The sequence below is a fragment of the Enterocloster sp. genome (assembly GCF_057861365.1).
On the sequence record NZ_DBMACH010000005.1, the window covers coordinates 161,329 to 184,500 of the forward strand.

Below are 23,172 nucleotides of genomic sequence, written 5' to 3' on the forward strand. Positions count from 1 at the left end.
CCCTTCTATTATTCGTCTTCACCATCATCTGTATAAGCGTCATACAGATCATCTGTGTCATTTCCAGCAGACTCGGAAGCCGATTCTACGCTTACAAATTCATTATCCTTGATCTCCTGCTCCTGATAACCGTAGGAAGCAAGGGATTCCTGATCGTTAAAGCGGCGGTCGCCCTCTAACATGGCGCGCAGCTCGGTATCACCGTAGTCGATATTTTCGGTCATCTCAACTTCGGTTCCATCCTCTCTCTGTACCTGTACATCCAGGCCCAGAGACTGCATTTCCTTAAGAAGTACCTTAAAGGATTCGGGGATACCCGGCTCAGGAATATTCTCGCCCTTGATGATAGCTTCGTAGGTCTTCACACGGCCTACTACATCATCGGACTTTACAGTCATGATTTCCTGCAGGGTGTAGGATGCACCATATGCCTCCAGAGCCCAAACCTCCATCTCTCCGAAACGCTGTCCGCCGAACTGAGCTTTACCGCCCAGAGGCTGCTGTGTAACCAGGGAGTATGGGCCAGTAGAACGTGCATGGATCTTATCGTCTACCAGGTGATGCAGCTTCAGGTAATGCATGTGTCCAATGGTAACGGCTCCATCAAAATACTCTCCGGTACGTCCATCTCTTAAGCGGACCTTTCCGTCTCTGCCAATGGGTACGCCCTTCCACAGCTCTCTGTGCGCTCTGTTCTCAGACAGATACCCGATTGCCTCCGGAACAAGCTGTTCTTTATAAAGCTGCTCAAAGGTTTCTCCATTCCATGGCTGTCCGGAAGGCGTCTCTGTGACACCGTCCTTTTCCCATTCTGCTTTCTCTGCCTCGTCAAAGGGCAGGTTTACATAGTGGTTTGCCAGCTCCAGGGTATCCTGTATATCATTCTCGTTTGCGCCGTCGAAGATCGGTGTGGAAACGTTAAAGCCAAGTGCTCTTGCAGCAAGGCTTAAGTGGATCTCAAGCACCTGTCCGATGTTCATACGGGAAGGCACGCCCAGAGGATTCAGTACAATATCAAGAGGACGGCCATTTGGCAGGAAAGGCATATCCTCTACAGGAAGCACGCGGGAAACAACACCCTTATTACCATGACGTCCAGCCATCTTATCACCTACAGAAATCTTACGTTTCTGAGCGATATAGATACGTACCGTCTGATTTACTCCCGGTGAAAGCTCATCGCCGTTTTCTCTTGTAAATACCTTTGCATCTACAATAATTCCATATGCTCCGTGAGGTACCTTTAAGGAGGTATCACGGACTTCTCTTGCCTTCTCACCGAAGATCGCACGCAGGAGACGTTCTTCTGCTGTCAGTTCAGTTTCTCCCTTTGGAGTAACCTTTCCTACCAGAATATCTCCGGCACGGACCTCAGCACCGATACGGATAATACCACGTTCATCCAGATCCTTTAATGCATCCTCGCCTACACCGGGAACATCTCTGGTGATTTCTTCCGGTCCCAGCTTGGTGTCACGGGCCTCCGCCTCATACTCTTCGATATGAATAGAGGTATATACGTCATCCTGAACCAGACGCTCGGAAAGCAGAACCGCATCCTCGTAGTTGTAGCCTTCCCAGGTCATAAAACCGATCAGCGGGTTCTTTCCAAGGGCAATCTCGCCGTTGGAGGTAGAAGGACCATCTGCGATCACCTCGCCGGCCTCTACATGATCATTCTTATATACGATCGGCTTCTGGTTGTAGCAGTTGCTCTGGTTACTTCTCTTGAACTTTGTCAAATGGTATACATCTCTGTTTCCATCGGAATCTCTCTTGATAATGATCTCGTTGGAAGCGGAGCGTTCTACCACACCGGCATTCTTTGCCACTACGCAGACACCGGAGTCAACGGCAGCCTTTGCCTCAATACCGGTACCTACTACAGGAGCCTCTGTACTCAACAGCGGCACGGCCTGACGCTGCATGTTGGATCCCATCAGAGCACGGTTTGCGTCATCGTTCTGAAGGAATGGGATCATAGCAGTAGCCACGGAGAATACCATCTTCGGGGATACGTCCATCAGGTCAATGGTTCGCTTCTGGAACTCGGAGGTTTCTGTCTGGAAACGTCCGGATACGTTATTGTGAACGAAATGTCCCTCTTCATCCAGAGCCTCGTTCGCCTGTGCCACGATAAAGTTGTCCTCTTCATCTGCAGTCAGGTATACTACATCATCGGTGACTCTTGGATTGGCAGGATCAGCGGTCTTATCTACTACGCGGTAAGGCGCTTCGATAAAGCCGTACTGGTTTACTCTCGCATAGCTTGCCAGAGAGTTGATCAGACCGATGTTGGGGCCCTCAGGAGTCTCGATGGGGCACATACGGCCATAGTGTGTATAGTGAACATCTCGCACCTCGAATCCGGCACGGTCTCTTGACAGACCGCCAGGACCCAGGGCGGAAAGACGTCTCTTATGGGTCAGTTCAGCCAGAGGGTTGTTCTGATCCATAAACTGTGACAGCTGGGAGCTTCCAAAGAACTCCTTTACAGCAGCCGTTACAGGCTTGATATTGATCAGGGACTGCGGTGTGATGCCGTCTACGTCCTGAGTAGTCATACGCTCTCTTACCACACGCTCCATACGTGACAGACCAATGCGGTACTGGTTCTGGAGCAGCTCGCCTACGGCACGGATACGGCGGTTGCCAAGATGGTCGATATCATCAGCCGTTCCCACTTCCTCTTCCAGATGCATATTGTAGTTGATGGAAGCAATGATATCTTCCTTTGTGATATGCTTTGGAATCAGATCGTGGATATTCTTTCGAATTTCTTCCTTTAAAAGCTCCTCATCCGAACCTGCTTTTTCCAGAATAGCAGACAGCACAGGGTAGTATACTAATTCTGTAACGCCAACCTCCTCCGGATCGAAGGAAACATGAGCGTCAAGCTCAACCATCATATTGGAAAGAACCTTCTGCTTTCTGTTTGATCCTTCTACCCATACGAAGGGAACGCCGGAGTTCTGCAGACGCATCGCAGACTCCTTATCAAGCTTTGTGCCTGCCTCGGCTAAAATCTCACCTGTCTCCTCATTCACCACATCCTCAGCCAGAACCTGGCCATTGAGGCGGAACTTAAAGGACAGCTTCTTATTAAATTTATAACGTCCCACCTTTGCCAGATCATATCTTCTGGGATCAAAGAACATACTGTTGAGCAGGCTCTCCGCGCTGTCAACGGATAACGGCTCACCGGGACGGATCTTCTTGTACAGCTCTAACAGACCGTCCTGATAGTTATCGGAGGTATCCTTTCCGAAGCTGGCAAGAAGCTTTGGCTCTTCGCCGAACAGTTCTAAAATCTCTGCATTAGTGCCGAAGCCCAGAGCACGGATCAGCACGGTAACAGGAACCTTACGGGTTCTGTCCACGCGGACATAAAATACATCGTTGGAGTCTGTCTCGTACTCCAGCCATGCGCCGCGGTTGGGGATCACAGTACATGTATATAACTCCTTACCCACCTTATCGTGACCAATGCCATAGTAGATACCAGGGGAACGCACAAGCTGGCTGACAATAACACGTTCTGCACCGTTGATAACGAAGGAGCCCGTGTCTGTCATCAGAGGCAGATCTCCCATGAATATCTCATGTTCGTTCATCTCATCTTTATCTTTATTGTACAGTCTAACCTTTACCTTAAGTGGTGCCGCGTAAGTGGCATCGCGTTCCTTACACTCTTCGATGGTGTACTTGACATCATCCTTACATAATGTAAAGTCAACGAATTCCAGGCTCAGATGTCCTGCGAAGTCAGTGATCGGAGAGATGTCATCAAATGCTTCCTTCAGTCCTTCGTCTAAGAACCACTGATAGGAGTCTTTCTGAATCTCGATCAGGTTTGGCATCTGAAGGACTTCCTTCTGCCTTGAATAGCTCATTCTTACGCTTTTCCCGGCCGGTACCGGACGTATTCTGCTTTTCTCCATTGACGTTTCACCCCTGTTTTCTAATTTGGTTGCAATATCCCGTCCGGCTGGAGAATGCGCATCTCTTCCAGCACTCCGGGCCATTACTGTCGTTCTCGGTAATCGGGCGCCGCATAATGGGCGCAAAAAGCCCACGTCGCCACAATAGTGCACACTCCATAATAACATAGGGACGTCAAGGTGTCAAGAATTTTTTCTTGCTTTTTTCTTACAAAAATGATATACTGTTATAGAATGTCTTCTGGCAGGTATGACAGGTTTTTACTGCAAAGGAGAAGGAAATTATTTACAGTCTGGAGGTATACCGATATGGTACAAACCATTCTAAATGTATTGCTGATACTTCTGGCGATCGCTGCAATCGTACTTGTGATCCTCTATTTTCTGGGAAGCAAGCTGCAGAAGCGTCAGGCAGAGCAGCAGCAGATGCTGGATGCTGCTGCACAGACCGTATCCATCCTGGTCATTGATAAAAAGAAGCTCAAGCTCACACAGTCCGGGCTTCCCAAGATGGTAGTGGACCAGACGCCCAAGTATATGCGCTGGGCCAAAGTTCCCGTTGTAAAAGCAAAGATCGGTCCCAAGGTGATGACTCTGATCGCCGACGCAGGAGTATTTGAGTCTCTTCCTGTAAAGACAGAGGCAAAAGTAGTCTTAAGCGGTATCTACATTACACAGATCAAAAGCGTTCGGGGAGGTGCCATCCCTGCTCCTCCAAAGAAAAAGGGATTTTTTGCAAGATTTAAAAAGGACAAGCAGTAATTCAAAAGCAGCCGGTATCTGAAGGTTTCAGACGCCGGCTGCTTTTATATTTCTTTTTTATGTTTCTGTTTTATCCAGACAGAACTATGCTGTACATGACTGCACATCCACGCAGATACGGCAGTCCGACATATGCTCATAGTTAATGTCCAGGGAATAATCTACATTGACCTTTATGCTGTTCTCCTGCTCTTCCACATAAAAGTGATTGGCCTGAATGCCGATCACCAGATTGCCCACAGGAGTGCTGTAGCAGGAAAGGTTCTTTTTATTCTTTTCAAACAGCATACAGCTGTTCGTAACACCCTTTTTTATAATATCCATGGAAGAAGGGGAAATTTTAATGACATTTTTCACCCGCTCCTCCGCTCCTTCCAGTATCTCTTCATAAAGGATATAATGCTTTCCGTTTTTCTGATAATAATCCCCGCGGACAATCATTTCCACATCGTTATCCTCATGATCCAGAGTATGAACACCACGGATGGTAATCAGTACATCTTTTGTCATGCCGTTCTCCTCCTTCTTTTATACCGGCTGTATCGTTTAAGCAAACCGTTTCAGGCCGTGCTCCAGAAGCATGTCTACCAGCTGCTCCTTGCCAATTCCTCTGGCCTCCCACAGCATGGGGTACATACTGATAGCAGTGAATCCGGGCATGGTGTTGATTTCATTAAATACCACTTCTCCATCTTCTTTTACGAAAAAGTCCACTCTGGACAAGCCGTAGCCGTCTACCGCCTTAAAAATGGCCGCCGCCGCCCTGCGGATCTTCTCCGCAGCGTCTCCCGGAAGCTCAGGGTCTGTCACTGTCTTTGATTCTGCGTTGTAATACTTTGCGTCAAAATCATAAAAATCTGCCGCAGCCAGGATTTCACCCACGCCGGAAGCCTTCACTTCCTCGCTTCCTCCTCCGAATACAGCACACTCCACTTCACGGCCCACGATCATCTCTTCTACCAGGATCTTGCGGTCATGGCAGGCTGCCTCTGTAAGTCCGGCCTCCAGCTCCTCCCGGTTATCCGCCTTGCTCACTCCCTTGGAAGAGCCTGCGTTGGAGGGTTTGATAAATACAGGATAGGCGAAGCGGCCTTCAATGCGGTTTACCACCTTGTTCATATCCTCAAGCTGCTCCTTCATCACCGGCACATAGGCCGCCTGCCTGATCCCCAGCTCATCTACAATGATCTTTGTATAAAGCTTATCCATGGAAACAGCGGATGCCAGTACTCCGCAGCCCACATACGGTATCTTTGCCAGCTCCAAAAGTCCCTGGATCGTGCCGTCCTCTCCGCAAAGGCCATGAAGAACCGGGAATACCACATCCAGCTTCACCTCTGTCATTGTCCCATTCTCCATAAACAGGGCGCACTTCTTCTCTGCATCCGGAAGGATTGCAGCAGAAACCGTTCCCTTTCTCCAGGACTCATCCCTGATTGCCTGGACAGAGTCCACCTTCAACCACTTTCCCTCCTGTGTAATTCCGATCAGAATCAGGTTATATTTATCTGTATTGATACGGTCAATCACATTGGCAGCCGACATACAGGACACAACGTGCTCCGAAGACTGCCCGCCGAAAATAACCGCTGCTGTTTTCTTTTCCATCGTCATTTTCACTCCTATTCCATCTTTCTGCCCCACAGGGCGTATACAGTATAGCATATGTGGAGATAAATAGAAATACCCCAAAACAATCAGGACGGCGGGAAACCAGAACCAAAAACCTGCGTCAAGCTCGCTTGTAAGCAGGTTTTCGGTTCTGGTCTCCCATCGGAGGGATCTCCGATGCTTCTTGTCCGGCCCAGCCGGACAAGAAGACCCCGCCGTCCGCAGCTTTCGCGGCCCAAATCAGCTTTCGCGACCCAAATCAGCGATCGCGACCCAAAAATCCAAGAAAGGAGCCCCCAACGCCCTATGAAAAAACACCCTTCCTATTTTTTCCCATTCCCAATCTTCCACATCCTCCCCATCCTCCTTCTAACCCCCTTCCTGCTCCTGGCCTCCGCCCGCACCATCTCCCAGGAAACCATGGCCGCCAGAATCGCCCCGGACATCCTCCGTTTCCATGTTCTGGCCGAAAGCAACTCTCCAAAAGACCAATCCCTTAAGCTTGGCGTCCGCGATATCCTTTTAAGCCACATCCAGACACACGCCCCCAAAAACGCCACCAAGCCCCAACTGGCCCACTGGATCCTCCAGCAAAAAAACACCCTCACCCAGACCGCCGAAAGCTGGCTTACATCCCAGGGCTCCCCAGCCCCTGTATCCCTTACTCTGACCAAAGACTATTTCCCCACAAAAACCTACGGCGAAGCCTCCTTCCCCTGCGGCGTCTATGATGCCGTCCGGATTACCATAGGAAATGGAAAAGGACGCAACTGGTGGTGCGTCCTCTATCCCAGTCTCTGCCTTACCGATTCTTCCGCAAAAACTGTTCCCGAATCCTCGAAAAAAGAACTGGCAGAACATATGGCCCCTGATGATTACGAAACCATTTTCAATGAGCCTCCCAAAGTAGAGATCCGTTTCCGTCTCCTGGAACTTCTCACCCCAAAAAAGGACTGACCATCTCCCGGTCAGTCCCTCCCTGCATACAAAATCCTACTTTTTCTGACGATCCAGCATCTCCCTGAGCGCCTCGTCGCTCTCATCGATCCAGACGTCCTCTTCCTCTTCATTCAGGCCCAGATACTTTGCCAGCGTCCGCTCGTCATCACTGTTGTTCCAGCGGCTGATGTACCGGTCGATTTCTTCAAACTCGATTTCCCCTGCCAGATAACGCTCCTTAAAATTCTTCTCTTCCATATTTTACCTTCTCCCGCGGACAGGAAGAACATTTTCCTCCTGCTCCTTAATATTTTTCGAAACAGTAATCTCCTGATTATCAATATGCTCTCTGGCAGCCATCCTGGCCTCAGCCAGATTTCTCACCTTTAAGGCGCTTAAAATATGCTCATGCTCCACCATCAGCACCTGGCGCTTATCTGCATCCTTTATATATTCCAGACGGTAGCGGTACATCTGCTCTCTCAGGTTATTTAACATCTGCACCAGCTTTTCATTTCCCGTACTCTGGTAGATCACATCATGAAATGCTTCATCACTCTCTGCCATCTCCATAGGACTTCCGCTGCGGATCGCCCTGCAGAAATTCTCCTGGCACTGCTCCAGCCTGCGCAGATCCTCCGCTTCCATACGCTCGCAGGCCAGTTCAATCGCCAGCTCCTCCAGAGAACGGCGCACCTCCAGTACATCCCTCAGACTTTTTTCCGAGATTTTAGCCACTTCCGCTCCCTTTCGCGGGATCATAAGCACTAGTCCCTCAAGCTCCAGCTTCCGGATGGCTTCACGGATCGGAGTACGGCTCACCCCCAGCTTCTCAGCCAGCTGGATCTCCATAAGCCTCTCTCCCGGAGCCAGTTCCCCCTTTAAGATCGCCTGGCGCAGCGTATTAAACACCACGTCCCGAAGCGGAAGATACTCGTTCATATTTACCTTAAAATTATTGTCCATCATAATACTCTCCCCTGTGTTTTACCGCAGTCTGCCGGCTGCGCCTTGATTCATGTTATAAAAATTGGTAAGGTAAACCTGCTTTGCCAGATCTATCCCTTCCCCATACCGAAGCGCCTCGTATGCCTTTCTGGCTGAAGACGGATTGGAAAACAGACCGAATACAGTAGGCCCGCTTCCGCTCATCATAGCATTGATGGCCCCATATTCCTTCATCAGTTCCTCAATCTGTCCGATCACCGGATAGCGGCCCGCCGTTACCAGTTCAAGAACATTTCCAAACCTTCCTGCCACCTCATAGAGATCCCTTTTTCGGATTGCCTCCACCATTCCGTCAATATCAGGATGATCCTCAGGCCTCAGCGTCCTGGCATCCAGCATTTCATATACGGTTTTTGTGGAAACGCTGATCCCCGGCTTTGCGATCAGCACCTGGCACTGAGGCATGGATGGCAGACGGGTAAGTTTTTCACCGATTCCTTCCGAAAGGGCCGTTCCCCTCATGATGCAGTAAGGTATATCTGCTCCCAGCTTCACCCCCCGCTCCATCAGCTGTGAGGTTGTAAGCCCCAGTCCAAACATCCGGTTTACGCCGTAAAGCACGGATGCAGCATCAGTACTTCCTCCTGCCATCCCCGCTGATACAGGGATAAACTTTCTTAAGCGGATCGAAAGTCCTTCCTCAATACCAAATTCATCAAACAGCAGAGCCGCGGCCCGGTAAGCCAGATTCTGCTCATTGGACGGCAGATAAAAAAGATTAGTTTCCAAACGGATTCCCGGCTCCGCTGTCCGGTACAGGTCAATCCTGTCATGGAGGCCCACTGTCTGCATGATCATGCGCACCTCATGGTATCCGTCCGGCTTTCTGCCCAGCACATCCAGAGCCAGATTGATCTTTCCGAATGCTTTTAAGCGTAAATGCGAAATCATTCTCCCCGCTCCCCTTTTTCTCTTTCTCGTTTATATGTCTGTTTTTATAATACATAACATTGTATACATGAAAATGCAAGGATTTTCAATATAAAAAATAAACAAAAAGTAATACTTACGAAAAAAGAGACGCCCATTTTCCAGACGTCTCCCATTTTTAATACTGTATATTCTTCTGCCGTATCAGATTAAACTGTATAATCCCTGTATTAAAATACTCATTTGCATATACAAGCGGCCTGTCCCGATCACTGTAATTTAATGTTTTAAGATACAGATAAGGTCTGGAACCCAGCTCCTTGACGGAAACGTATCCTTTCAGGCCCGGAATATCCGCCGGGTCTGCCGTATCGATCTCCACCTTGTCCCACTGGGCCTTTTCCCCGGAAAGGTCATAAATGTATCTGTAAATGGAATCCTCATAATGTGAAAACATCTCAAAGGATTCCTCTCCCCCGATCAGATCCATGCTAAAATAATCACGGCAGTAGGCGCAGATCTGATCATCTGCCAGAAACAGCTTTTCAGCAACAACGAGCTGTTCATCTGGCTGCATCTGTAAAAGAGAGCAGATTTCTTCCTCTCTTTTTATTTTCCGGATCTTCAAAAGACGGACTGAAGGCGTATATCCGCTTTTTTGGATCATCTGCGTAAGCTCCATACAGGGGCTGAAGGTAACCTTGATATCCAGAGAATCCACATTTACAAAGGTTCCCCGCCCCTGACGCCTGAAAATGATTCCCTCTGAGGCCAGGTCATTTAAGGCCTGGCGGATGGTGATCCGGCTTACGCCCAGCATTTCTGCCAAAGCCTCCTCTCTTGGAAGCTTATTGTCCCTTTTCAGATCCATTTCTTCTATATATTGAAGGATTGCCTCCTTCGCCTGCCCTGACAATGGTTTTATGCGTAATTTCTGAGTCGCCAAGGTGATTCCTCTCTTTCCTGTTTCCGATGTGCTTAAACATACATTCTAACTAAGATGATAGAAGAATCACTTTTTTTTGTCAAGAAATACAGTATATCATTTACGAAAGGCTTTTTTTCCATTGAGAAGCAGATTTAAAAGAATCGCACTGATGCTTACCATAAATAAGCCGTTGCTGAGGATCATCTGAAGTGTTCCGGGAATATTTACAAACGCATCGGATGCGAATGCTGCACCTACGCCGATGGCAATACTGGTTCCCACGATTTTAAAATTATTATCCTTTGAGAAATCCAGTCTGGAAAGCATGGAAATTCCCGATGAAGTGATCACTCCGAACAAGGCCAGGGTAGCTCCTCCCAGCACACACTTGGGAACCGCTGTAAATACCGCAGAAATCTTTGGGAAAATTCCTGCCAGTATGATCATGATCCCTGCGGTCGTTATGACCGAACGGCTCTTTATCTTTGTTAAACCGATCAAACTCACATTTTCATTAAACATGGTAGATGGGACGGAATTAAATGCTCCTGTGATCATCTGAGCTACTGCCTGCCCGCGGATCCCCCGCTCCTTAATCTCATTTTCTGTTTCCACATCTGCAATTTCATCCATCACGGAAAATACGCCGATGCACTGGATCATATTGATAATGCAGAAAATCGTCATAAGGAAAATAGGCCACAGCTTAAATTCCGGCACTCCGTAAGCAAAAGGCTGAACCGGCTGGAATATCTCTGCCTGCGCAATGGAAGCAATATCCACCATATGTAAAAAACATCCTGCAGCCGTTCCTGCGGTAATACCAAGAAGCAATGACATACTTTTCCAGATGCCTTTTCCATACTTTTCCACCATCAGTATAAATATAAGCACTGCCAGACCCAGGATGAGATTTTCGACGGAGCCAAAGCCTGCGTTTCCCTCTCCCCCCGCCAGATCCCTCAGCGCGGTAGGCGCCAAAGTAATTCCAATCAGTGTTACAAAGGTTCCCACAACTACCTGCGGGAAAAGCTTTAAAATCTTATCCATGAAAAAGGATAAAAGAAAAATCACCGCACCGGAGGCAATTACTGAACCAAACAAAGCCGCCATCCCATATTCCTTACCGATCAGGATCATGGGACTTAAGGGTGCAAAGGACGACCCCAGAACAATCGGGTATCTGGATCCTGCCAGCTTTCCGATCCCCAGCACCTGGATCAGGATTGCAATGCCGCTTGTAAAGAAATTGGCTGAGACAAGAAAGGCTGTTTCCTTTTCATCCAATCCCAAAGCTCCTGCCAGTATCAGCGGAACTGCAATGGTTCCAGGGCACATGGTAAGCACATGCTGAAACCCCACTAACAGCATCCTGCCCCATCCCACTTTTTCGTCAAAACTCTCCTTTTTCATACCCACTCCTTACTGAATACTAATTCCAGTATCCCTCATGTACCTTTGCCGCTTCTACCTCTACTGCCTCTACCGGTCCGATGACCTTTATATCCTTCTGTCCTCTGGCGAACACCTCGCGGCACGGAAGATCAAAGGTGGGATTCTGTTCATTGCTTCCCGTAAGCTCCAACAGCCTTCTTTCTGTCATGCCGTAAACAACCCTTCCGATATTAGCCCAGTAAATCGCTCCCGCACACATCGCACAGGGCTCCGCAGTGGTATATAAGGTACAGTCCCATAAAAACTCTCTGGAATACTCATGGGAAGCCCTGGCTGCAAGGGTTGCCTCTGCATGGCCGGTGCAGATTTTTTCTGTAATCTCAATATTCCCCTGCTCCATGATGATTTCCCCATCCTTGTTTACCAGCAGCGCTCCAAAGGGAGTATTACCGGCCGCTCTTGCCTCCTTTGAAATCTCGATCGCTCTCCTTAAATAAAATTCATGGCTCTGATACATCGTTCCCTCTCCTTTTCAAAGTATTAAGTAATAGGTATTACCTTTTGTGTTTTTACTATAGCACACAATCATTTTTTTGTAAAGAGTTCACAGCAAAAAAAAGCTGTCGGATCATTTTCCGACAGCTTTCACAACATGTGAATCAATTTCCTTTTAAATTGTTAATGGCTTCTTCTACTTCTTTATTATCGTCATCCATAAGAGGAACCATGTCTGTTTCCTTATGCTCCTCTTTCTTTGGCATATATTTCTGGAAGATTGCCGTAAAGAAATAGGAATTGATAAAGGCAATCAGGGGAAATCCAAACAGAATTAACAGCATGGCTACCTGAGGCAGGAAAAACACACCGAAATAAGCAGCCGCAGCTGTAAGCACATCCAAAGCAATGATACCAATGGTCTGAAGCAGATGGCGCACGGACATGAAGAAGGCATTAAACAGCGTCCGCTTCACCGGATTATAAAACCGGGACTGAAGGGCAAACACATAGGTGCTGATAAAGATATACAGCATCAGAAAGCCTCCGAATACAGCCGTCATCAAAAGCTTGGGAACACCTGTAAGACTGTTCATCTGGCCTGTAAGAAAGAACCAGAAGTCAAATGCCAAAAGCGCGCCTGCAGCCAGCAGGATCACCCATATAATCGTGGACTGCACAAAATTCTCCTTAAAGGAATGGAAAAAGTTTTTGATCGTACCGTCATTTTCATCCCGGACCAGTTTCAAAGTCACATAGTACACAGCCGTTGTAGCAGCTCCCGCAGTGACAATTGGAATGGAACACACAATCCACAGAATGTTCAAAAGAATCAAATCTCCCAGCTTTCCGATAAAGCGCCAGACGGGATTGTCATAATTAAACAGGCCTTGAAGCATAATATACCCTCTTCTTTCTTAAAATAAAAATATCACAGAATATTGTACCATATCAGCCCCAAATGCGCAAACTCAAAATAGTTGCAGGAGGATGTGAAATAGCCTATAATAAATGGTATCATCAGCAACAGCCTGCTGACAGTAAAAATCTGCAAACGGAGGAAGCGACACGAATGACTTTACGGCAAGAAGCTCAGGAAGAAAAAGAAAAACTCAAACATATGTCCTGGAAGGACAGGATCTGGTATATCTGGGAATACTACAAATTCCATATGCTGTTAGCATTCATTGCTATGGTAATCCTCTGGGTGATCGGCACCTCTTTGTACCGGCAGTCATTTACCACCCGGCTTTCCATGGCGGTTATCAATGACCGTTCCGGCGGAAATTCCAGTACCGAGCCTTTGATGGCAGGACTGAGGGAAGCCCTGGACTGTGGGAAAAAGGATATTATCGAGATCAATGAAGGCCTGTTTCTGGATACAAATGAGGAAACCATGTCCCAGTATTCATATGCCAGCATGGCAAAAATCGCCGCTCTTGTATCCGGAGGAATGCTGGATATTATGATCGCTGATGAGGCTACCATCCGCCATTACGAAACTCTGGATGCTTACCTGGATCTTAGTGAGCTTTTGCCGAAGGAGCTTTGCAGCCAGCTGGAGGATCAGTTTCTCTATACGACAACCACAGACGGTGAAAAAATCCCCGCTGCCGTTTCTCTGGAAAAATCCTCTTTAAAGGATGATACGGGTATTATCATGGAGCCGCCCTATCTGGCTGTAATCTCTAACACTCAGCATAAAGAAGATATCCTTGGGGCCATTTCCTATCTGTTCCGTTCCCTTGAGCCGTAACATCCCTATGGCTTAATTTTCTTTCTTCAACCACTCTCATACCCAGGCATTCCGCCACTGCGCGGGAGGCCTGGTTTTTTTCATGGATCACCGCCAGAAGTTCTGCTGACAGTACCTCATGGGCGTACTCTGCAATGGCTGTCACTGCCTCCCTTGCATATCCCAATTTCCGGTAAGGCTCAAAAATATGATATCCCAGCTCCAGCCACTGGCTTTTTTCGGGAAGTTTCCTCAAAGCATACTGCTCAAATATTTCCGCCCCCGGCGATGATACTCCTGCCATCCCCACAAGCTCATTTGTTTCCCTGCGCACAAGCGCCCAGGTACCGTATTCATAAAAAGCATACTGACTGCGGATATACTGCTCCATAGTCTCTTCCGACCGGAAAACCGCCTCTTCCCCGGCGTATTCCTCCTCAGGGATCTGCTTAACATCCCCTTTTACAAACTCCCGTATCATCAGCCGTTCAGTGAGATCGATCATCCAGGGAAGACCCAGATGACGCCGAAGGATCAGCTCCTCCAACTCTTCTGTATCATACTCCCAGCCAGGAACCACATAGGGGATCCCTCTCAGACTCCAATCGCCCTGCACAGCATTCTCTACACCCAAAACAGCCCTTCCGGCAGCTTTCGCCGCCAGAAGGGCCTGTGGTTCATCTGATATCAGAAGCCTGTGATCCGTTCCATCAATACGGATCCTGCGCTCCTTTGTCATCTCAGCACTTCTCCGGTTCCGGATATGTCTCTCCAAATGTATCAACTGTCATGGACTTGATCTTCTGCTCGCTTAACGGGCGGTCGCTGTAATCGGTGCGCTCATCTGCAATCCGGTTTACGACCTCCATGCCCTCTGTGATCTTTCCAAATGCCGCATATGCGCCGTCCAGATGAGGAGATGTTTTATGCATGATAAAGAACTGAGAGCCTGCAGAATCAGGATGCATTGCCCTTGCCATGGACAGAACGCCCTCTGTATGCTTTAAGTCATTTTTAAAGCCGTTCTGGGAAAACTCACCCTTAATGCAGTAGCCGGGGCCGCCCATGCCTGTTCCCTGAGGGCAGCCGCCCTGGATCATAAATCCGCTGATCACGCGGTGAAAGATCAGTCCGTCATAGTATCCTTTCGATACAAGGCTGATAAAATTATTAACTGTGTTGGGAGCAATCTCAGGATATAACTCTGCCTTCATCACATCGCCATTTTCCATGGTAATAGTAATAACTGGATTTGCCATTCTCATAATCTCCTTTTCATTTAATCTTATTCCACTATACCAAATCACAGGGAATTTGTCCAGCAAAAGGAAGGCCGCCCGGCGTCTTCTCCGGACGGCCTTCCCACTGGAAAACCATTATTCAATCATAATATATTTCTTCTGCTCTATAGCAGGCTTTTCTTCCTTTTTCGGGATAAACAGCTTTAAAATACCGTGCTTAAACTCACCCTTTATATCTTCCTCAACCATGTTCTCTCCTACATAGAAGGAACGCTCACAGGCTCCTGCATACCGCTCCCTGCGGATATAGCGTCCAGTATCCTTTTCCTGCTCATCCTGATCCAGCCCTTTGGCTGCCTGAATGGTCAAATAGCCATTTTCCAGAGAAACCTTAACCTCATCTTTTGTAAATCCGGGCAGATCCATTTCCAGCTCATACCCCTGGTCTGTCTCTTTCACATCGGTCTTCATCAGATTTTTGCCTCTGCGTCCGTACAGCTTTTTTTCAGCTCTTCTTTCATCTCTTTCATCAAAAAACGGAAAATCTCTCATAAACTCGTCAAACATATCTTCTCCAAAAATACTAGGCATCAACATAAATCATCTCTCCTTTTCGTGAAACCTTTTTGGATCTGTGATCTGCGATCTTATATCTTCCAATCCGTCTGCCGATCCACTATGGGAACCTCCGGAATCAAGTTCCTGCTTCTGAACTCTTTTCCTTTGTTCTAGCTGTAATATAACACTTATTATTAGCAATGTCAAGAGGTGAGTGCTAATTTTTTTGTGAAGAATTTGTGAAGCCTTGATTTTACGGGCTTCACATGGATTTTTCACTTACTTTCGCACTCGATTTTCTTGATTTGACCACATTTTTACCACAAATTCTTGGAAAAATATATTCATCTGATTTTCTTACCACATTTTACGACAACGACTTATGGTTTATACCACAGCAGGTACGGTTTCTGGCAGGTTCATTTTAGACATCTCGTTCTCCACATGAGACTTTTCTGCAATATGATTGTAGACATTCATTGTAATCTGTGCATCCGAATGGCCCATGACATACTGCATAACTTTAGGATTGACATTGTTCTCACCCAGTCTGGTACATCCCGTATGACGAAGGGTATGCGATGAAATAGGCGGCATCAGCTCCGGCTCTCGCTTCTCTTCTTCTGCCAGTTTGCTTTCTTTCTTATTATAGGCATTGACAATGTTTTTCAGAAAGCTGTTCACTCCCGCCGGCATGATCGGACGTCCATGCTTTGTATTGAAGATGAATCCACTGCGTCCACCAATCTCCACATTACTCTGTAAACCAAGCATTAGGTTCAGTTCTCTCTGCTTACGGAACGCATCATATACCATCTGTGTCATAGGAATATCTCTGATTCCTGCATCCGTTTTGGTTTCTGAATCATGGAAACAATATCCTTCTTCACCTTCATAATATACAAGCTGTCCACCTACATGGATCTCCCGATTCTTCATATCCACATCTGACCAGGTTAATCCAATGGTTTCACTCACTCTCAGGCAAGCCCCAAACATAACCTGCATCATTGGAAGATGAGGCTTATACACATTACTCTGTTCAACAAACTTCAGAAGTTTTTCCTGCTGTTCCAGTGTCAGTGCTTCTTTCTCCTTTGCCGGAGCCCCATAATCTCCAAGTGTTCCTGTTACCGGATTCTTGCGGATAATCCCATCTTCCACTGCCAGTTCAAAACTAGGATTCAATAAGCCATAAAGACCTTTGATCGTACTGTGTGCCAGTCCTTCATCTGACAATGCGGAAAAGAACGTCCTTACGTGAGATGTCTTAAAATCTACAACACGAATGTTTCCCAAAGTATTTCGTATCCGGTAGTCCCACATACGGATATAATTCTTTTTCGTTCTTTCCTTGATATTCTTTGTTGCCATGTATCGCTCAAACAACGTATTTACAGTCAGCTTCTTGACTGATGCGTCTGTAATAAGCAGATCATCCATATCCTTATTGATCTTCTTTTCCATTTCTCGCAGACTCGCCAGATCAGCTGCATAAATCGAATTACGCTTTCCGGTAATTTCATCCTTGTAGCGATACTCATAACGTCCATCCGGACGCTGGTATTCACCTGTTTTTAAATTTCTTCCTTTATTATCTTTTCTTGCCATATCAATCATTCCTTTCACTTCATTTTTCGTTATTCGGAATGATTTTTGTCCTGTCGGTATCAGTCATTTACTGTCTGATATCTGCTCACAGATTAACATAATATTTTATGATTTCCAAGGGTGGATTCCTGCAAAATGCTAATTTTTATTTGCCTTTTTTACAGGAATACTTTTCACTTTTCATTCCGAAGGAAAGTTGTTGTATTTTATCTTCTTATCTTTCATTACACTGCCATTGCATCAAGATATTTTTTTATCTTATCCACGTTATAGAGAACACGTCTTCCAACAATCACTCTTGCTTCTGCATAATCTGCAATTTTCTTTGCAGTTACTTCTCCGCAGGATAACATTGCCATTAATCCTTCAATATCTACCGCCAGACGATTCTCAATCTTATACTCTGTTGTTTTTCTCATGATGCACATACCTCCTTTCCTCCGTATTCTTCTGCATCACCTCCCAGACAGCGGTTATGCCCGTTGTCAGTACACTCTACTTTTTGTTTAGACTTCTTACAATGATTTTCCATTCCGTTCGGCGTGTTGGCTTCCATTTGTACACCTGCTGTCAATGTTACAATCAACCTCTATCAGAATTATTCTGAATGTCGGCAGCTTCTTTCCAAACATACCGACCGTTTCCGGAGTATCTTCAACGCTCCCCATAAAAAGCTATGGATCTTGGCATCTGTGTTAGCTACATTTTCTATAAAGGAAAATATGGTGTACAGCTCATTCAATTTTCAAGGTACAAGAAGGATTTTAAATATCCCCTCATCTATACAGCCCTGTGAGGATAAAATGTTATTCGATTTTTGGAATTTTAAAAAATCCTTTCACTAATAAAGTCCGACAGAAGCGATTTACCAACCTGCTTTTGCGATAATTCACAAAATATTTACATTTCAGCTTTCACTTTCGCTTTAATGCGAACTTTATTGTTCTGTCATTATAATTCGCTTTAATGTTAATGTCAAGTATTTCATTCGCTTAGTTGCGAATGTTTCTGTTTACATTCTGAGATTTTGATAGTAAAATGGAATTATCAAATAGAAAGCAGGAAATCTGATATGACAATTGGTGATAAAATAAAAAAAATCCGGACATTCCGGAATATGACACAGGCAGAACTCGGTGCAGCTCTTGGCTGGGGCGATAAAGGTGCAAACCGCCTTGCCCAATATGAAACTAATTACCGGGTTCCCCGTAAAGATCTGGTTACTGAAATGGCTAAGATTTTGGATGTGAATCCACTGACACTGCATGAGCCAACTACGATGAATGCTTCTGAACTGATGGAAATCCTGTTCTGGATTGACGAATTTAATCCTGGCATGATTAATCTCTTTCAATTAGAGACTTATCCAAGCGAAAAATCAAATTCCAGTGGCGATACCGCTATCCGCTACCATGATTCTGATAGTTGGCCTGCTCATCCGCCTATTGGTATGTGGTTTAATTATGGGATTCTCAATGATTTTCTAAAAGAATGGACACTTAGAAAAGAAGAACTGACATCTGGTGCGATTACCAGAGATGAATATTTTGAATGGAAAATCAACTGGCCACAGACCTGTGATGATTGTGGTAAACGGGAACCGTCGAAACAGTGGCTGAAATCAAGCGAGTAGAGCTTAGTGAAACTTAGCAAAACTTAAATTTATTATATTTTTTTCTTTTTACTCAAGGAAAAGGCACTGAAAAACCGATAATCCATTGTTTTCAGTGCCTTTTTTGCATATTTTTCTATTAAGATTCTCTCACATGCTTATATAAGTGAAACTTAGCGAAACTTAAATTATGCCCAATATGGAATGTACTTTTTATATCTTGGTGCTGTATCCGGGTCCATTACTTTAATATATCCACCTTCGACAGCACTGGTAAGAAGTCTTGATGCCTTGGCCTTCTCTTTTTCTCCCAGACCAAATATTTTTCGAATATCTGAATTAGAAATACCTTCAAAATTGACATATGCTAGACACGCCTGCATATAGCAAGTCCGCATCCGATCTTCTTTGGTAGTTAATTCAAATGGTACTTTTGCAAACAATATTGCTTTTGTGAATTGGTTATTCTGATTTTCAATTCTCGGAGCAAGCAGCTCATTTTTACCGGTTGCTTCAACAATCTTATCATAACCACTGCCACGCTCCTCACAAATACCACATTTGTGCATAAATCCGGCAATGTTTTCATTTCTGGATACTGGCACCGAATCTACAATTCTTTCGATTGCCACCAATGGTGCTCCGGCATTTGAAAACTCGATTCGATTTTTAAACACCTCCACCATTGGATTCGTTCCCCTTTGCTGAAGATCCTGATGTATCATAGCATTTGCCAGCAACTCACGGATAGCGATTTCTGGAAAACTGACAACAGATTTTCTCGTAGTTTCCACAATGACTTCTTCTTGCGGAATAATTGTCATAATATACTGCACGATTTCTTCATGTGAAAATGCATAACCTGCACAAAATTCCTTTTCTCTTATAGCATCCAATCTGGAATTTTCCTTGTACCAAATAACTCGAACCGATCTCCTATGCAAAGATTCGAATTTTTTCAAATCTTTTGCAATCATCAAAGCACCCATATTCGTGATATCCCATGTCCCGGCATCATTTTTCATAATAAATTTTTCATGTTGCAGGTCTTCTAGTACCTTATCTCGATTTCTCGGAATCGGCATTTCAAGTTTGTCATAATATTTAGAATAATCCAGTAATGACACCATTTCATCCTCATTCAGATTTCCCATCGCAATTCGCAATTCATATGGTGTGGAATCAAATGTTCTCCACAATTCTCTTTCTTTATCCGGATACTCTTTTAAGTTCTTTTTATTTGTTCCAATTCTTATATACTCCCCACCAGCGAACTGTACCGGCTGTTTTTCTGCACAAGGAATCTCCATCAGCACAACCATTCCTTCATCCATCGGAACCTCAAAAAATCGGAAATTAATTCTTGGTGAAAGCATCCTGGAAAGCCATGCTTCCAATTCTTCATTTCCCTTTTTCATTTTGCGATACTGAAATTCAGTGCCTACAATTTTGTGCGTTGCATCATCCATACCCCAAACAAGATATGCTTTTGGTCGTTCGCATAATGCTGCTGAATTGCTCAAAGCAGAAATATATTCACCAATCATCTGTGGCTGTTTATTATTACATTTAAATTCTACCCACTCAGTCTCATCCGGAAGTTTTGCAAGTTCCCGGACAAGGCTTTGCAGATATTCTATTGATCGTATTGCCATAAAATCACCCTCTAACTTTGCAATTAACACTATTTTGAAAGAATATCTCGAAAATTAGCATAAACCATCTTAATAATGTCTGGTTCATTATAATATCGTGCAACTAACTCGTATATTTTTATTAAGTTGTTAAATGTGTACTTTTTTCCATCAATTTTTGTAAACGGTCCATCACTTTCAATTAATACTCTTGTTTTTGGTATCAAATACAATTTTTCTTTATTCTTTTCATTTGTTACCATGTTAGAATTAAGTGAAAAATAACATCCTATATCCACTAATTGTTGCAATTGCTCTCCGTTTCCATTAAACCAATGAATAATGCACCTACGAGGACGATATTTTTTCAAAATAGATATTGCTTCTTCCTCCGCTCTTCTAAGATGCACAGACATTAATTTATCCTTTTCTGCACACACTCTTACAATTTGCTCAAAATACATACATTGTTTATTACGCGAAATATAACTTTGTCTTGAAAAATCAAGTCCTATTTCTCCTACATAATTAGTTGTATTTACCAATTGCATAAAATCATAAAAATCCGCATCTTTCAGTGATACATCCTGTGGATGGAATCCAAGTGCAAATTTCAAATATTTTGTTTCCGGATATATGCGTTTACAGGATATATATACTCCAGGCGAATTCGTCATGCACAATGTATATTGTTTTCTTTCATTTATTCCGTCATATATTTTCTGATGCTCTTTGTAATAATCCAGATGAAAGTGTGTATCAATAAGGTGTTGAATCATAATCCCAGATACTCCTTCATTCTCTGATCTGCGGAAAAAAGTTGTACTAAATCCTCTATACTTTTCTTGTATAATGATAAAAATTTTTCAACTTCCTCTTCTGTTAATTCTCCTACGCATCTAATATATCTTTTTAATTCTTTATCCGAAGAATGTTTACAACGATAGATACTTCCAAGCACCGCTCTTAAATCTGCACTCTTCTCACTTTCTTCATATTCTATCAAAAAATCATAAGCTTCTCCCTGATAAGAATATTTTTTTATCTCATCTATGTCCAAAAGTGAACTTTTGCGTATCAAACACGGATAACAGTATCCACAGTTTACAGGATATTCTTTAGAGCCCTTTTTATTATATCTTGCTAAACAAGGATGTGAGCATGAAATTGTATCTGCATAACAGCTTTTAAATGCATCTGTATCTTTAACTTGTCCTACAATCTCTCTCTTTGTATTGTACGCGAAAAAATTGGTAATAGTATTCTTTATTCCTACCTTTTCTAAGATATCATTAAATTGTCTTAAAAAGTACGGATGAGTAGTTCTTGTGCTGCAAGTCCCTTTTCTTCCTCCCGTTAATGGAATATTGAGTCCGATAAATCCATTTTCTGGAATATAAACCGGTACATTTTCTCCCAAAATACCAGCCACACTAAGTGCTGCACATAAAAACAGTAATGATCTGCCACGAGAGGTATTTTCACTCCCCTTTAATATTCCTTCTTTTTCACTTATAGGAGCTCTGGAATTTGCTGTAAAACTAATAAATTTAACGAATTGTTCTGGATAAAGATCCTGAAAAGTCCTGGCAAATAAATTCTGTCTTTTTGCAAGTTTAGGATATTCATTGTGTCCGATTAGACAAGGAGACTCCCCTTGTTCTAACAGTTTAATCGCACCACAAAAAGAATCCAATCCTCCAGAAAACAAGCATACACAATTACAGTTTTGAACATTCAAATGAATTCTATTTGCATGTTCCCTATAACTATATATTATCTCACTTTTTCTAAATGTAATATGCCAATGATCCCCTGTCAAAAATCCCAGTATGTTTTCCCATTGCAATTCCGTACGCTTCCATTTCTCATATTCTAATACTGGAATAGATACGCTTATCTCTCTAGTCCAACAGTCTTTAAATTTTCTTCTGGACACTCTTTTATCCAAAGCAAAAATACTCAAACCTATTATGAACAAATCTTCGTATATTGTAGAAATCTGCAGTTGATCCATTCGGTACCAGCTATCCGTTATGTTGGTAAAAATCGTACTATATTTTTTTCGGTTAATTGAAAAGACATATGCATCTTTCCATTCAGCATCTGGTTTTTTCTCTTGTTCTTTATCAATCCAAAACTGCATCCTTAATCCTCCCCATAATACTTTTCAAATACAGATAAGGCATCGCTTAATGCATCCTCCACAATTTGTGATGTTCCCATGTTAGAAAAATCAACCGATTTCAAATTATCCAAGTTCAAATCACCGTCAATACTGTTTTCTATATATTCATGCATGTCATTTAAAATTGCAGATGTTTGTGCAGGTGTTTTCCCTTTGGATATTTTTTCTTCATATCGAAAATCAAAGTTTTCTTTTATGTATTCTTTCAACATTTCCTTCAGTAATATATCAACTGAAACATTCCCTATATCCGCAATATCTTCTATTTCTAAATTCTCCATAGCCTGTGACAATGCATCCGCTGCCATATTATCTTCTACCGATGCACCATAATTTGTAAATTCATGAAGTAATTCTGTCCAAACAACTTCTGACGATTTTCCAATAAGATCTTCACGATGATACTCACGTAATGCATTATCTATGCCTCCAGAGGCAACCTTTTGTGCAAAACCTAAGACTCCTGCTGCCGCCGATTGAAAACTACCACCTGTCGACATATCTTTTTTCATTGCGGTTGCATATTTACTGGCCGCTTTTGCTTTAGAATCAAAGTCTCTATTATTTATAAAGGCCGTCACTGCTCTTTTTGCGGTTGACCAATGCGGTGTTGTTGGTGCTATATATCCTTTTGATGTACCCAT

The 23,172-nt window shown here is 44.2% G+C and carries 24 protein-coding genes; 4 read left to right on the forward strand and 20 right to left on the reverse strand.

Going from position 1 to position 23,172, the window contains the following annotated elements; translation table 11 throughout:
- Positions 1–8 precede the first annotated feature (8 nt).
- Positions 9–3,941: a DNA-directed RNA polymerase subunit beta gene (gene rpoB, locus ACZM6M_RS07390; protein ID WP_066545270.1), complete on the reverse strand. Its 3,933-nt coding sequence runs from the start codon at positions 3,939–3,941 to the stop codon at positions 9–11.
- A 309-nt stretch (positions 3,942–4,250) separates the two neighbouring features.
- Between rpoB and ACZM6M_RS07395 the strand changes: the two genes are divergently transcribed.
- Positions 4,251–4,703: a hypothetical protein gene (locus ACZM6M_RS07395; protein WP_066544684.1), complete on the forward strand. Its 453-nt coding sequence runs from the start codon at positions 4,251–4,253 to the stop codon at positions 4,701–4,703.
- Between the two features lie 84 nt (positions 4,704–4,787).
- Here the strand turns inward: ACZM6M_RS07395 and ACZM6M_RS07400 are convergent, their stop codons facing one another.
- Both ACZM6M_RS07400 and ACZM6M_RS07405 read right to left on the reverse strand, forming a co-directional pair.
- Complete coding sequence (locus ACZM6M_RS07400) at positions 4,788–5,213, reverse strand: YwiB family protein (RefSeq protein ID WP_418926590.1); 426 nt, start codon at positions 5,211–5,213, stop codon at positions 4,788–4,790.
- Between the two features lie 36 nt (positions 5,214–5,249).
- Positions 5,250–6,311 carry a D-alanine--D-alanine ligase family protein gene (locus ACZM6M_RS07405; RefSeq protein ID WP_066544691.1) on the reverse strand — a complete coding sequence of 354 codons (1,062 nt, stop codon included), beginning with the start codon at positions 6,309–6,311 and terminating at the stop codon, positions 5,250–5,252.
- Between the two features lie 309 nt (positions 6,312–6,620).
- Between ACZM6M_RS07405 and ACZM6M_RS07410 the strand changes: the two genes are divergently transcribed.
- A complete protein-coding gene (locus ACZM6M_RS07410) occupies positions 6,621–7,271 on the forward strand; it encodes a stage II sporulation protein R (RefSeq protein WP_081422846.1) in 651 nt (216 codons plus the stop codon).
- A gap of 36 nt (positions 7,272–7,307) precedes the next feature.
- Here ACZM6M_RS07410 and ACZM6M_RS07415 read toward each other — a convergent pair whose 3' ends face one another.
- The 7 genes from ACZM6M_RS07415 to ACZM6M_RS07445 form a co-directional block, all read right to left on the reverse strand.
- The gene (locus tag ACZM6M_RS07415; RefSeq protein WP_066544692.1) at positions 7,308–7,511 is read right to left on the reverse strand and encodes a hypothetical protein; all 204 of its coding nucleotides are present in this window, start codon (positions 7,509–7,511) and stop codon (positions 7,308–7,310) included.
- A 3-nt stretch (positions 7,512–7,514) separates the two neighbouring features.
- Positions 7,515–8,219 (reverse strand): GntR family transcriptional regulator, encoded by a 705-nt coding sequence (locus ACZM6M_RS07420; RefSeq protein WP_066545276.1) that lies wholly within the window; start codon positions 8,217–8,219, stop codon positions 7,515–7,517.
- 21 nt (positions 8,220–8,240) lie between these two features.
- Entirely contained in the window at positions 8,241–9,152 is a 912-nt protein-coding gene (ispE, locus tag ACZM6M_RS07425; RefSeq protein WP_066544694.1) for a 4-(cytidine 5'-diphospho)-2-C-methyl-D-erythritol kinase, read from the reverse strand.
- A gap of 157 nt (positions 9,153–9,309) precedes the next feature.
- Positions 9,310–10,077 (reverse strand): GntR family transcriptional regulator, encoded by a 768-nt coding sequence (locus ACZM6M_RS07430; protein WP_066544697.1) that lies wholly within the window; start codon positions 10,075–10,077, stop codon positions 9,310–9,312.
- 96 nt (positions 10,078–10,173) lie between these two features.
- The gene (locus ACZM6M_RS07435; RefSeq protein ID WP_066544699.1) at positions 10,174–11,472 is read right to left on the reverse strand and encodes a uracil-xanthine permease family protein; all 1,299 of its coding nucleotides are present in this window, start codon (positions 11,470–11,472) and stop codon (positions 10,174–10,176) included.
- Between the two features lie 19 nt (positions 11,473–11,491).
- Positions 11,492–11,971 carry a nucleoside deaminase gene (locus ACZM6M_RS07440; protein ID WP_066544700.1) on the reverse strand — a complete coding sequence of 160 codons (480 nt, stop codon included), beginning with the start codon at positions 11,969–11,971 and terminating at the stop codon, positions 11,492–11,494.
- Positions 11,972–12,113: 142 nt separating this feature from the next.
- The gene (locus ACZM6M_RS07445; RefSeq protein ID WP_066544701.1) at positions 12,114–12,848 is read right to left on the reverse strand and encodes a YesL family protein; all 735 of its coding nucleotides are present in this window, start codon (positions 12,846–12,848) and stop codon (positions 12,114–12,116) included.
- A gap of 173 nt (positions 12,849–13,021) precedes the next feature.
- Here ACZM6M_RS07445 and ACZM6M_RS07450 point away from each other — a divergent pair, with 173 nt between their 5' ends.
- Positions 13,022–13,705 carry a hypothetical protein gene (locus ACZM6M_RS07450; protein WP_066544703.1) on the forward strand — a complete coding sequence of 228 codons (684 nt, stop codon included), beginning with the start codon at positions 13,022–13,024 and terminating at the stop codon, positions 13,703–13,705.
- Here ACZM6M_RS07450 and ACZM6M_RS07455 read toward each other — a convergent pair.
- The 6 genes from ACZM6M_RS07455 to ACZM6M_RS07480 all read right to left on the reverse strand — a co-directional run bounded on the left by ACZM6M_RS07455 (position 13,638) and on the right by ACZM6M_RS07480 (position 17,650).
- Positions 13,638–14,423, reverse strand: a complete 786-nt coding sequence (locus tag ACZM6M_RS07455) for a GNAT family N-acetyltransferase (protein WP_066544705.1) — start codon at positions 14,421–14,423, stop codon at positions 13,638–13,640. The two genes, ACZM6M_RS07450 and ACZM6M_RS07455, sit on opposite strands and share 68 nt — an antisense overlap.
- A 1-nt stretch (position 14,424) precedes the next feature.
- The gene (locus ACZM6M_RS07460; protein ID WP_066544706.1) at positions 14,425–14,943 is read right to left on the reverse strand and encodes a peptidylprolyl isomerase; all 519 of its coding nucleotides are present in this window, start codon (positions 14,941–14,943) and stop codon (positions 14,425–14,427) included.
- A gap of 117 nt (positions 14,944–15,060) precedes the next feature.
- Positions 15,061–15,522: an Hsp20/alpha crystallin family protein gene (locus tag ACZM6M_RS07465; RefSeq protein WP_066544708.1), complete on the reverse strand. Its 462-nt coding sequence runs from the start codon at positions 15,520–15,522 to the stop codon at positions 15,061–15,063.
- Positions 15,523–15,870: 348 nt separating this feature from the next.
- Positions 15,871–17,094, reverse strand: a complete 1,224-nt coding sequence (locus ACZM6M_RS07470) for a tyrosine-type recombinase/integrase (protein WP_066545279.1) — start codon at positions 17,092–17,094, stop codon at positions 15,871–15,873.
- 224 nt (positions 17,095–17,318) lie between these two features.
- Positions 17,319–17,513, reverse strand: a complete 195-nt coding sequence (locus tag ACZM6M_RS07475; protein WP_066544710.1) for a hypothetical protein — start codon at positions 17,511–17,513, stop codon at positions 17,319–17,321.
- A complete protein-coding gene (locus tag ACZM6M_RS07480; protein ID WP_489490048.1) occupies positions 17,510–17,650 on the reverse strand; it encodes a hypothetical protein in 141 nt (46 codons plus the stop codon). The genes ACZM6M_RS07475 and ACZM6M_RS07480 overlap by 4 nt, the downstream gene beginning before the upstream one ends.
- A gap of 516 nt (positions 17,651–18,166) precedes the next feature.
- Between ACZM6M_RS07480 and ACZM6M_RS07485 the strand changes: the two genes are divergently transcribed.
- A complete protein-coding gene (locus ACZM6M_RS07485; protein ID WP_066544712.1) occupies positions 18,167–18,727 on the forward strand; it encodes a helix-turn-helix domain-containing protein in 561 nt (186 codons plus the stop codon).
- A gap of 167 nt (positions 18,728–18,894) precedes the next feature.
- Here the strand turns inward: ACZM6M_RS07485 and ACZM6M_RS07490 are convergent, their stop codons facing one another.
- From ACZM6M_RS07490 to ACZM6M_RS07505, 4 genes are read right to left on the reverse strand one after another with little or no spacing between them, the layout of a single operon-like run.
- Positions 18,895–20,361: an RNA-binding domain-containing protein gene (locus ACZM6M_RS07490; protein WP_066544714.1), complete on the reverse strand. Its 1,467-nt coding sequence runs from the start codon at positions 20,359–20,361 to the stop codon at positions 18,895–18,897.
- A 29-nt stretch (positions 20,362–20,390) separates the two neighbouring features.
- The gene (locus tag ACZM6M_RS07495) at positions 20,391–21,119 is read right to left on the reverse strand and encodes a TatD family hydrolase (RefSeq protein WP_055220281.1); all 729 of its coding nucleotides are present in this window, start codon (positions 21,117–21,119) and stop codon (positions 20,391–20,393) included.
- Positions 21,116–22,486: a Qat anti-phage system QueC-like protein QatC gene (gene qatC, locus ACZM6M_RS07500; RefSeq protein WP_066544715.1), complete on the reverse strand. Its 1,371-nt coding sequence runs from the start codon at positions 22,484–22,486 to the stop codon at positions 21,116–21,118. The genes ACZM6M_RS07495 and qatC overlap by 4 nt, the downstream gene beginning before the upstream one ends.
- 2 nt (positions 22,487–22,488) lie before the next feature.
- Positions 22,489–23,172 (reverse strand): hypothetical protein, encoded by a 684-nt coding sequence (locus tag ACZM6M_RS07505; RefSeq protein ID WP_066544717.1) that lies wholly within the window; start codon positions 23,170–23,172, stop codon positions 22,489–22,491.

Bases quoted from the DNA above. Each gene is read 5' to 3' on its own strand.
- ACZM6M_RS07465 (WP_066544708.1), bottom strand. From the start codon at position 15,522: ATGTTGATGCCTAGTATTTTTGGAGAAGATATGTTTGACGAGTTTATG.
- ACZM6M_RS07420 (WP_066545276.1), bottom strand. From the start codon at position 8,219: ATGGACAATAATTTTAAGGTAAATATGAACGAGTATCTTCCGCTTCGG.
- ACZM6M_RS07455 (WP_066544705.1), bottom strand. From the start codon at position 14,423: ATGACAAAGGAGCGCAGGATCCGTATTGATGGAACGGATCACAGGCTT.
- ACZM6M_RS07480 (WP_489490048.1), bottom strand. From the start codon at position 17,650: ATGGAAGCCAACACGCCGAACGGAATGGAAAATCATTGTAAGAAGTCT.
- ACZM6M_RS07460 (WP_066544706.1), bottom strand. From the start codon at position 14,943: ATGGCAAATCCAGTTATTACTATTACCATGGAAAATGGCGATGTGATG.
- ACZM6M_RS07475 (WP_066544710.1), bottom strand. From the start codon at position 17,513: ATGAGAAAAACAACAGAGTATAAGATTGAGAATCGTCTGGCGGTAGAT.
- ACZM6M_RS07440 (WP_066544700.1), bottom strand. From the start codon at position 11,971: ATGTATCAGAGCCATGAATTTTATTTAAGGAGAGCGATCGAGATTTCA.
- ACZM6M_RS07485 (WP_066544712.1), top strand. From the start codon at position 18,167: ATGACAATTGGTGATAAAATAAAAAAAATCCGGACATTCCGGAATATG.
- ACZM6M_RS07415 (WP_066544692.1), bottom strand. From the start codon at position 7,511: ATGGAAGAGAAGAATTTTAAGGAGCGTTATCTGGCAGGGGAAATCGAG.
- ACZM6M_RS07400 (WP_418926590.1), bottom strand. From the start codon at position 5,213: ATGACAAAAGATGTACTGATTACCATCCGTGGTGTTCATACTCTGGAT.
- ACZM6M_RS07435 (WP_066544699.1), bottom strand. From the start codon at position 11,472: ATGAAAAAGGAGAGTTTTGACGAAAAAGTGGGATGGGGCAGGATGCTG.
- ACZM6M_RS07410 (WP_081422846.1), top strand. From the start codon at position 6,621: ATGAAAAAACACCCTTCCTATTTTTTCCCATTCCCAATCTTCCACATC.
- ispE (WP_066544694.1), bottom strand. From the start codon at position 9,152: ATGATTTCGCATTTACGCTTAAAAGCATTCGGAAAGATCAATCTGGCT.
- ACZM6M_RS07505 (WP_066544717.1), bottom strand. From the start codon at position 23,172: ATGGGTACATCAAAAGGATATATAGCACCAACAACACCGCATTGGTCA.
- ACZM6M_RS07445 (WP_066544701.1), bottom strand. From the start codon at position 12,848: ATGCTTCAAGGCCTGTTTAATTATGACAATCCCGTCTGGCGCTTTATC.
- ACZM6M_RS07450 (WP_066544703.1), top strand. From the start codon at position 13,022: ATGACTTTACGGCAAGAAGCTCAGGAAGAAAAAGAAAAACTCAAACAT.
- rpoB (WP_066545270.1), bottom strand. From the start codon at position 3,941: ATGGAGAAAAGCAGAATACGTCCGGTACCGGCCGGGAAAAGCGTAAGA.
- ACZM6M_RS07405 (WP_066544691.1), bottom strand. From the start codon at position 6,311: ATGGAAAAGAAAACAGCAGCGGTTATTTTCGGCGGGCAGTCTTCGGAG.
- qatC (WP_066544715.1), bottom strand. From the start codon at position 22,486: ATGCAGTTTTGGATTGATAAAGAACAAGAGAAAAAACCAGATGCTGAA.
- ACZM6M_RS07470 (WP_066545279.1), bottom strand. From the start codon at position 17,094: ATGGCAAGAAAAGATAATAAAGGAAGAAATTTAAAAACAGGTGAATAC.
- ACZM6M_RS07490 (WP_066544714.1), bottom strand. From the start codon at position 20,361: ATGGCAATACGATCAATAGAATATCTGCAAAGCCTTGTCCGGGAACTT.
- ACZM6M_RS07495 (WP_055220281.1), bottom strand. From the start codon at position 21,119: ATGATTCAACACCTTATTGATACACACTTTCATCTGGATTATTACAAA.
- ACZM6M_RS07395 (WP_066544684.1), top strand. From the start codon at position 4,251: ATGGTACAAACCATTCTAAATGTATTGCTGATACTTCTGGCGATCGCT.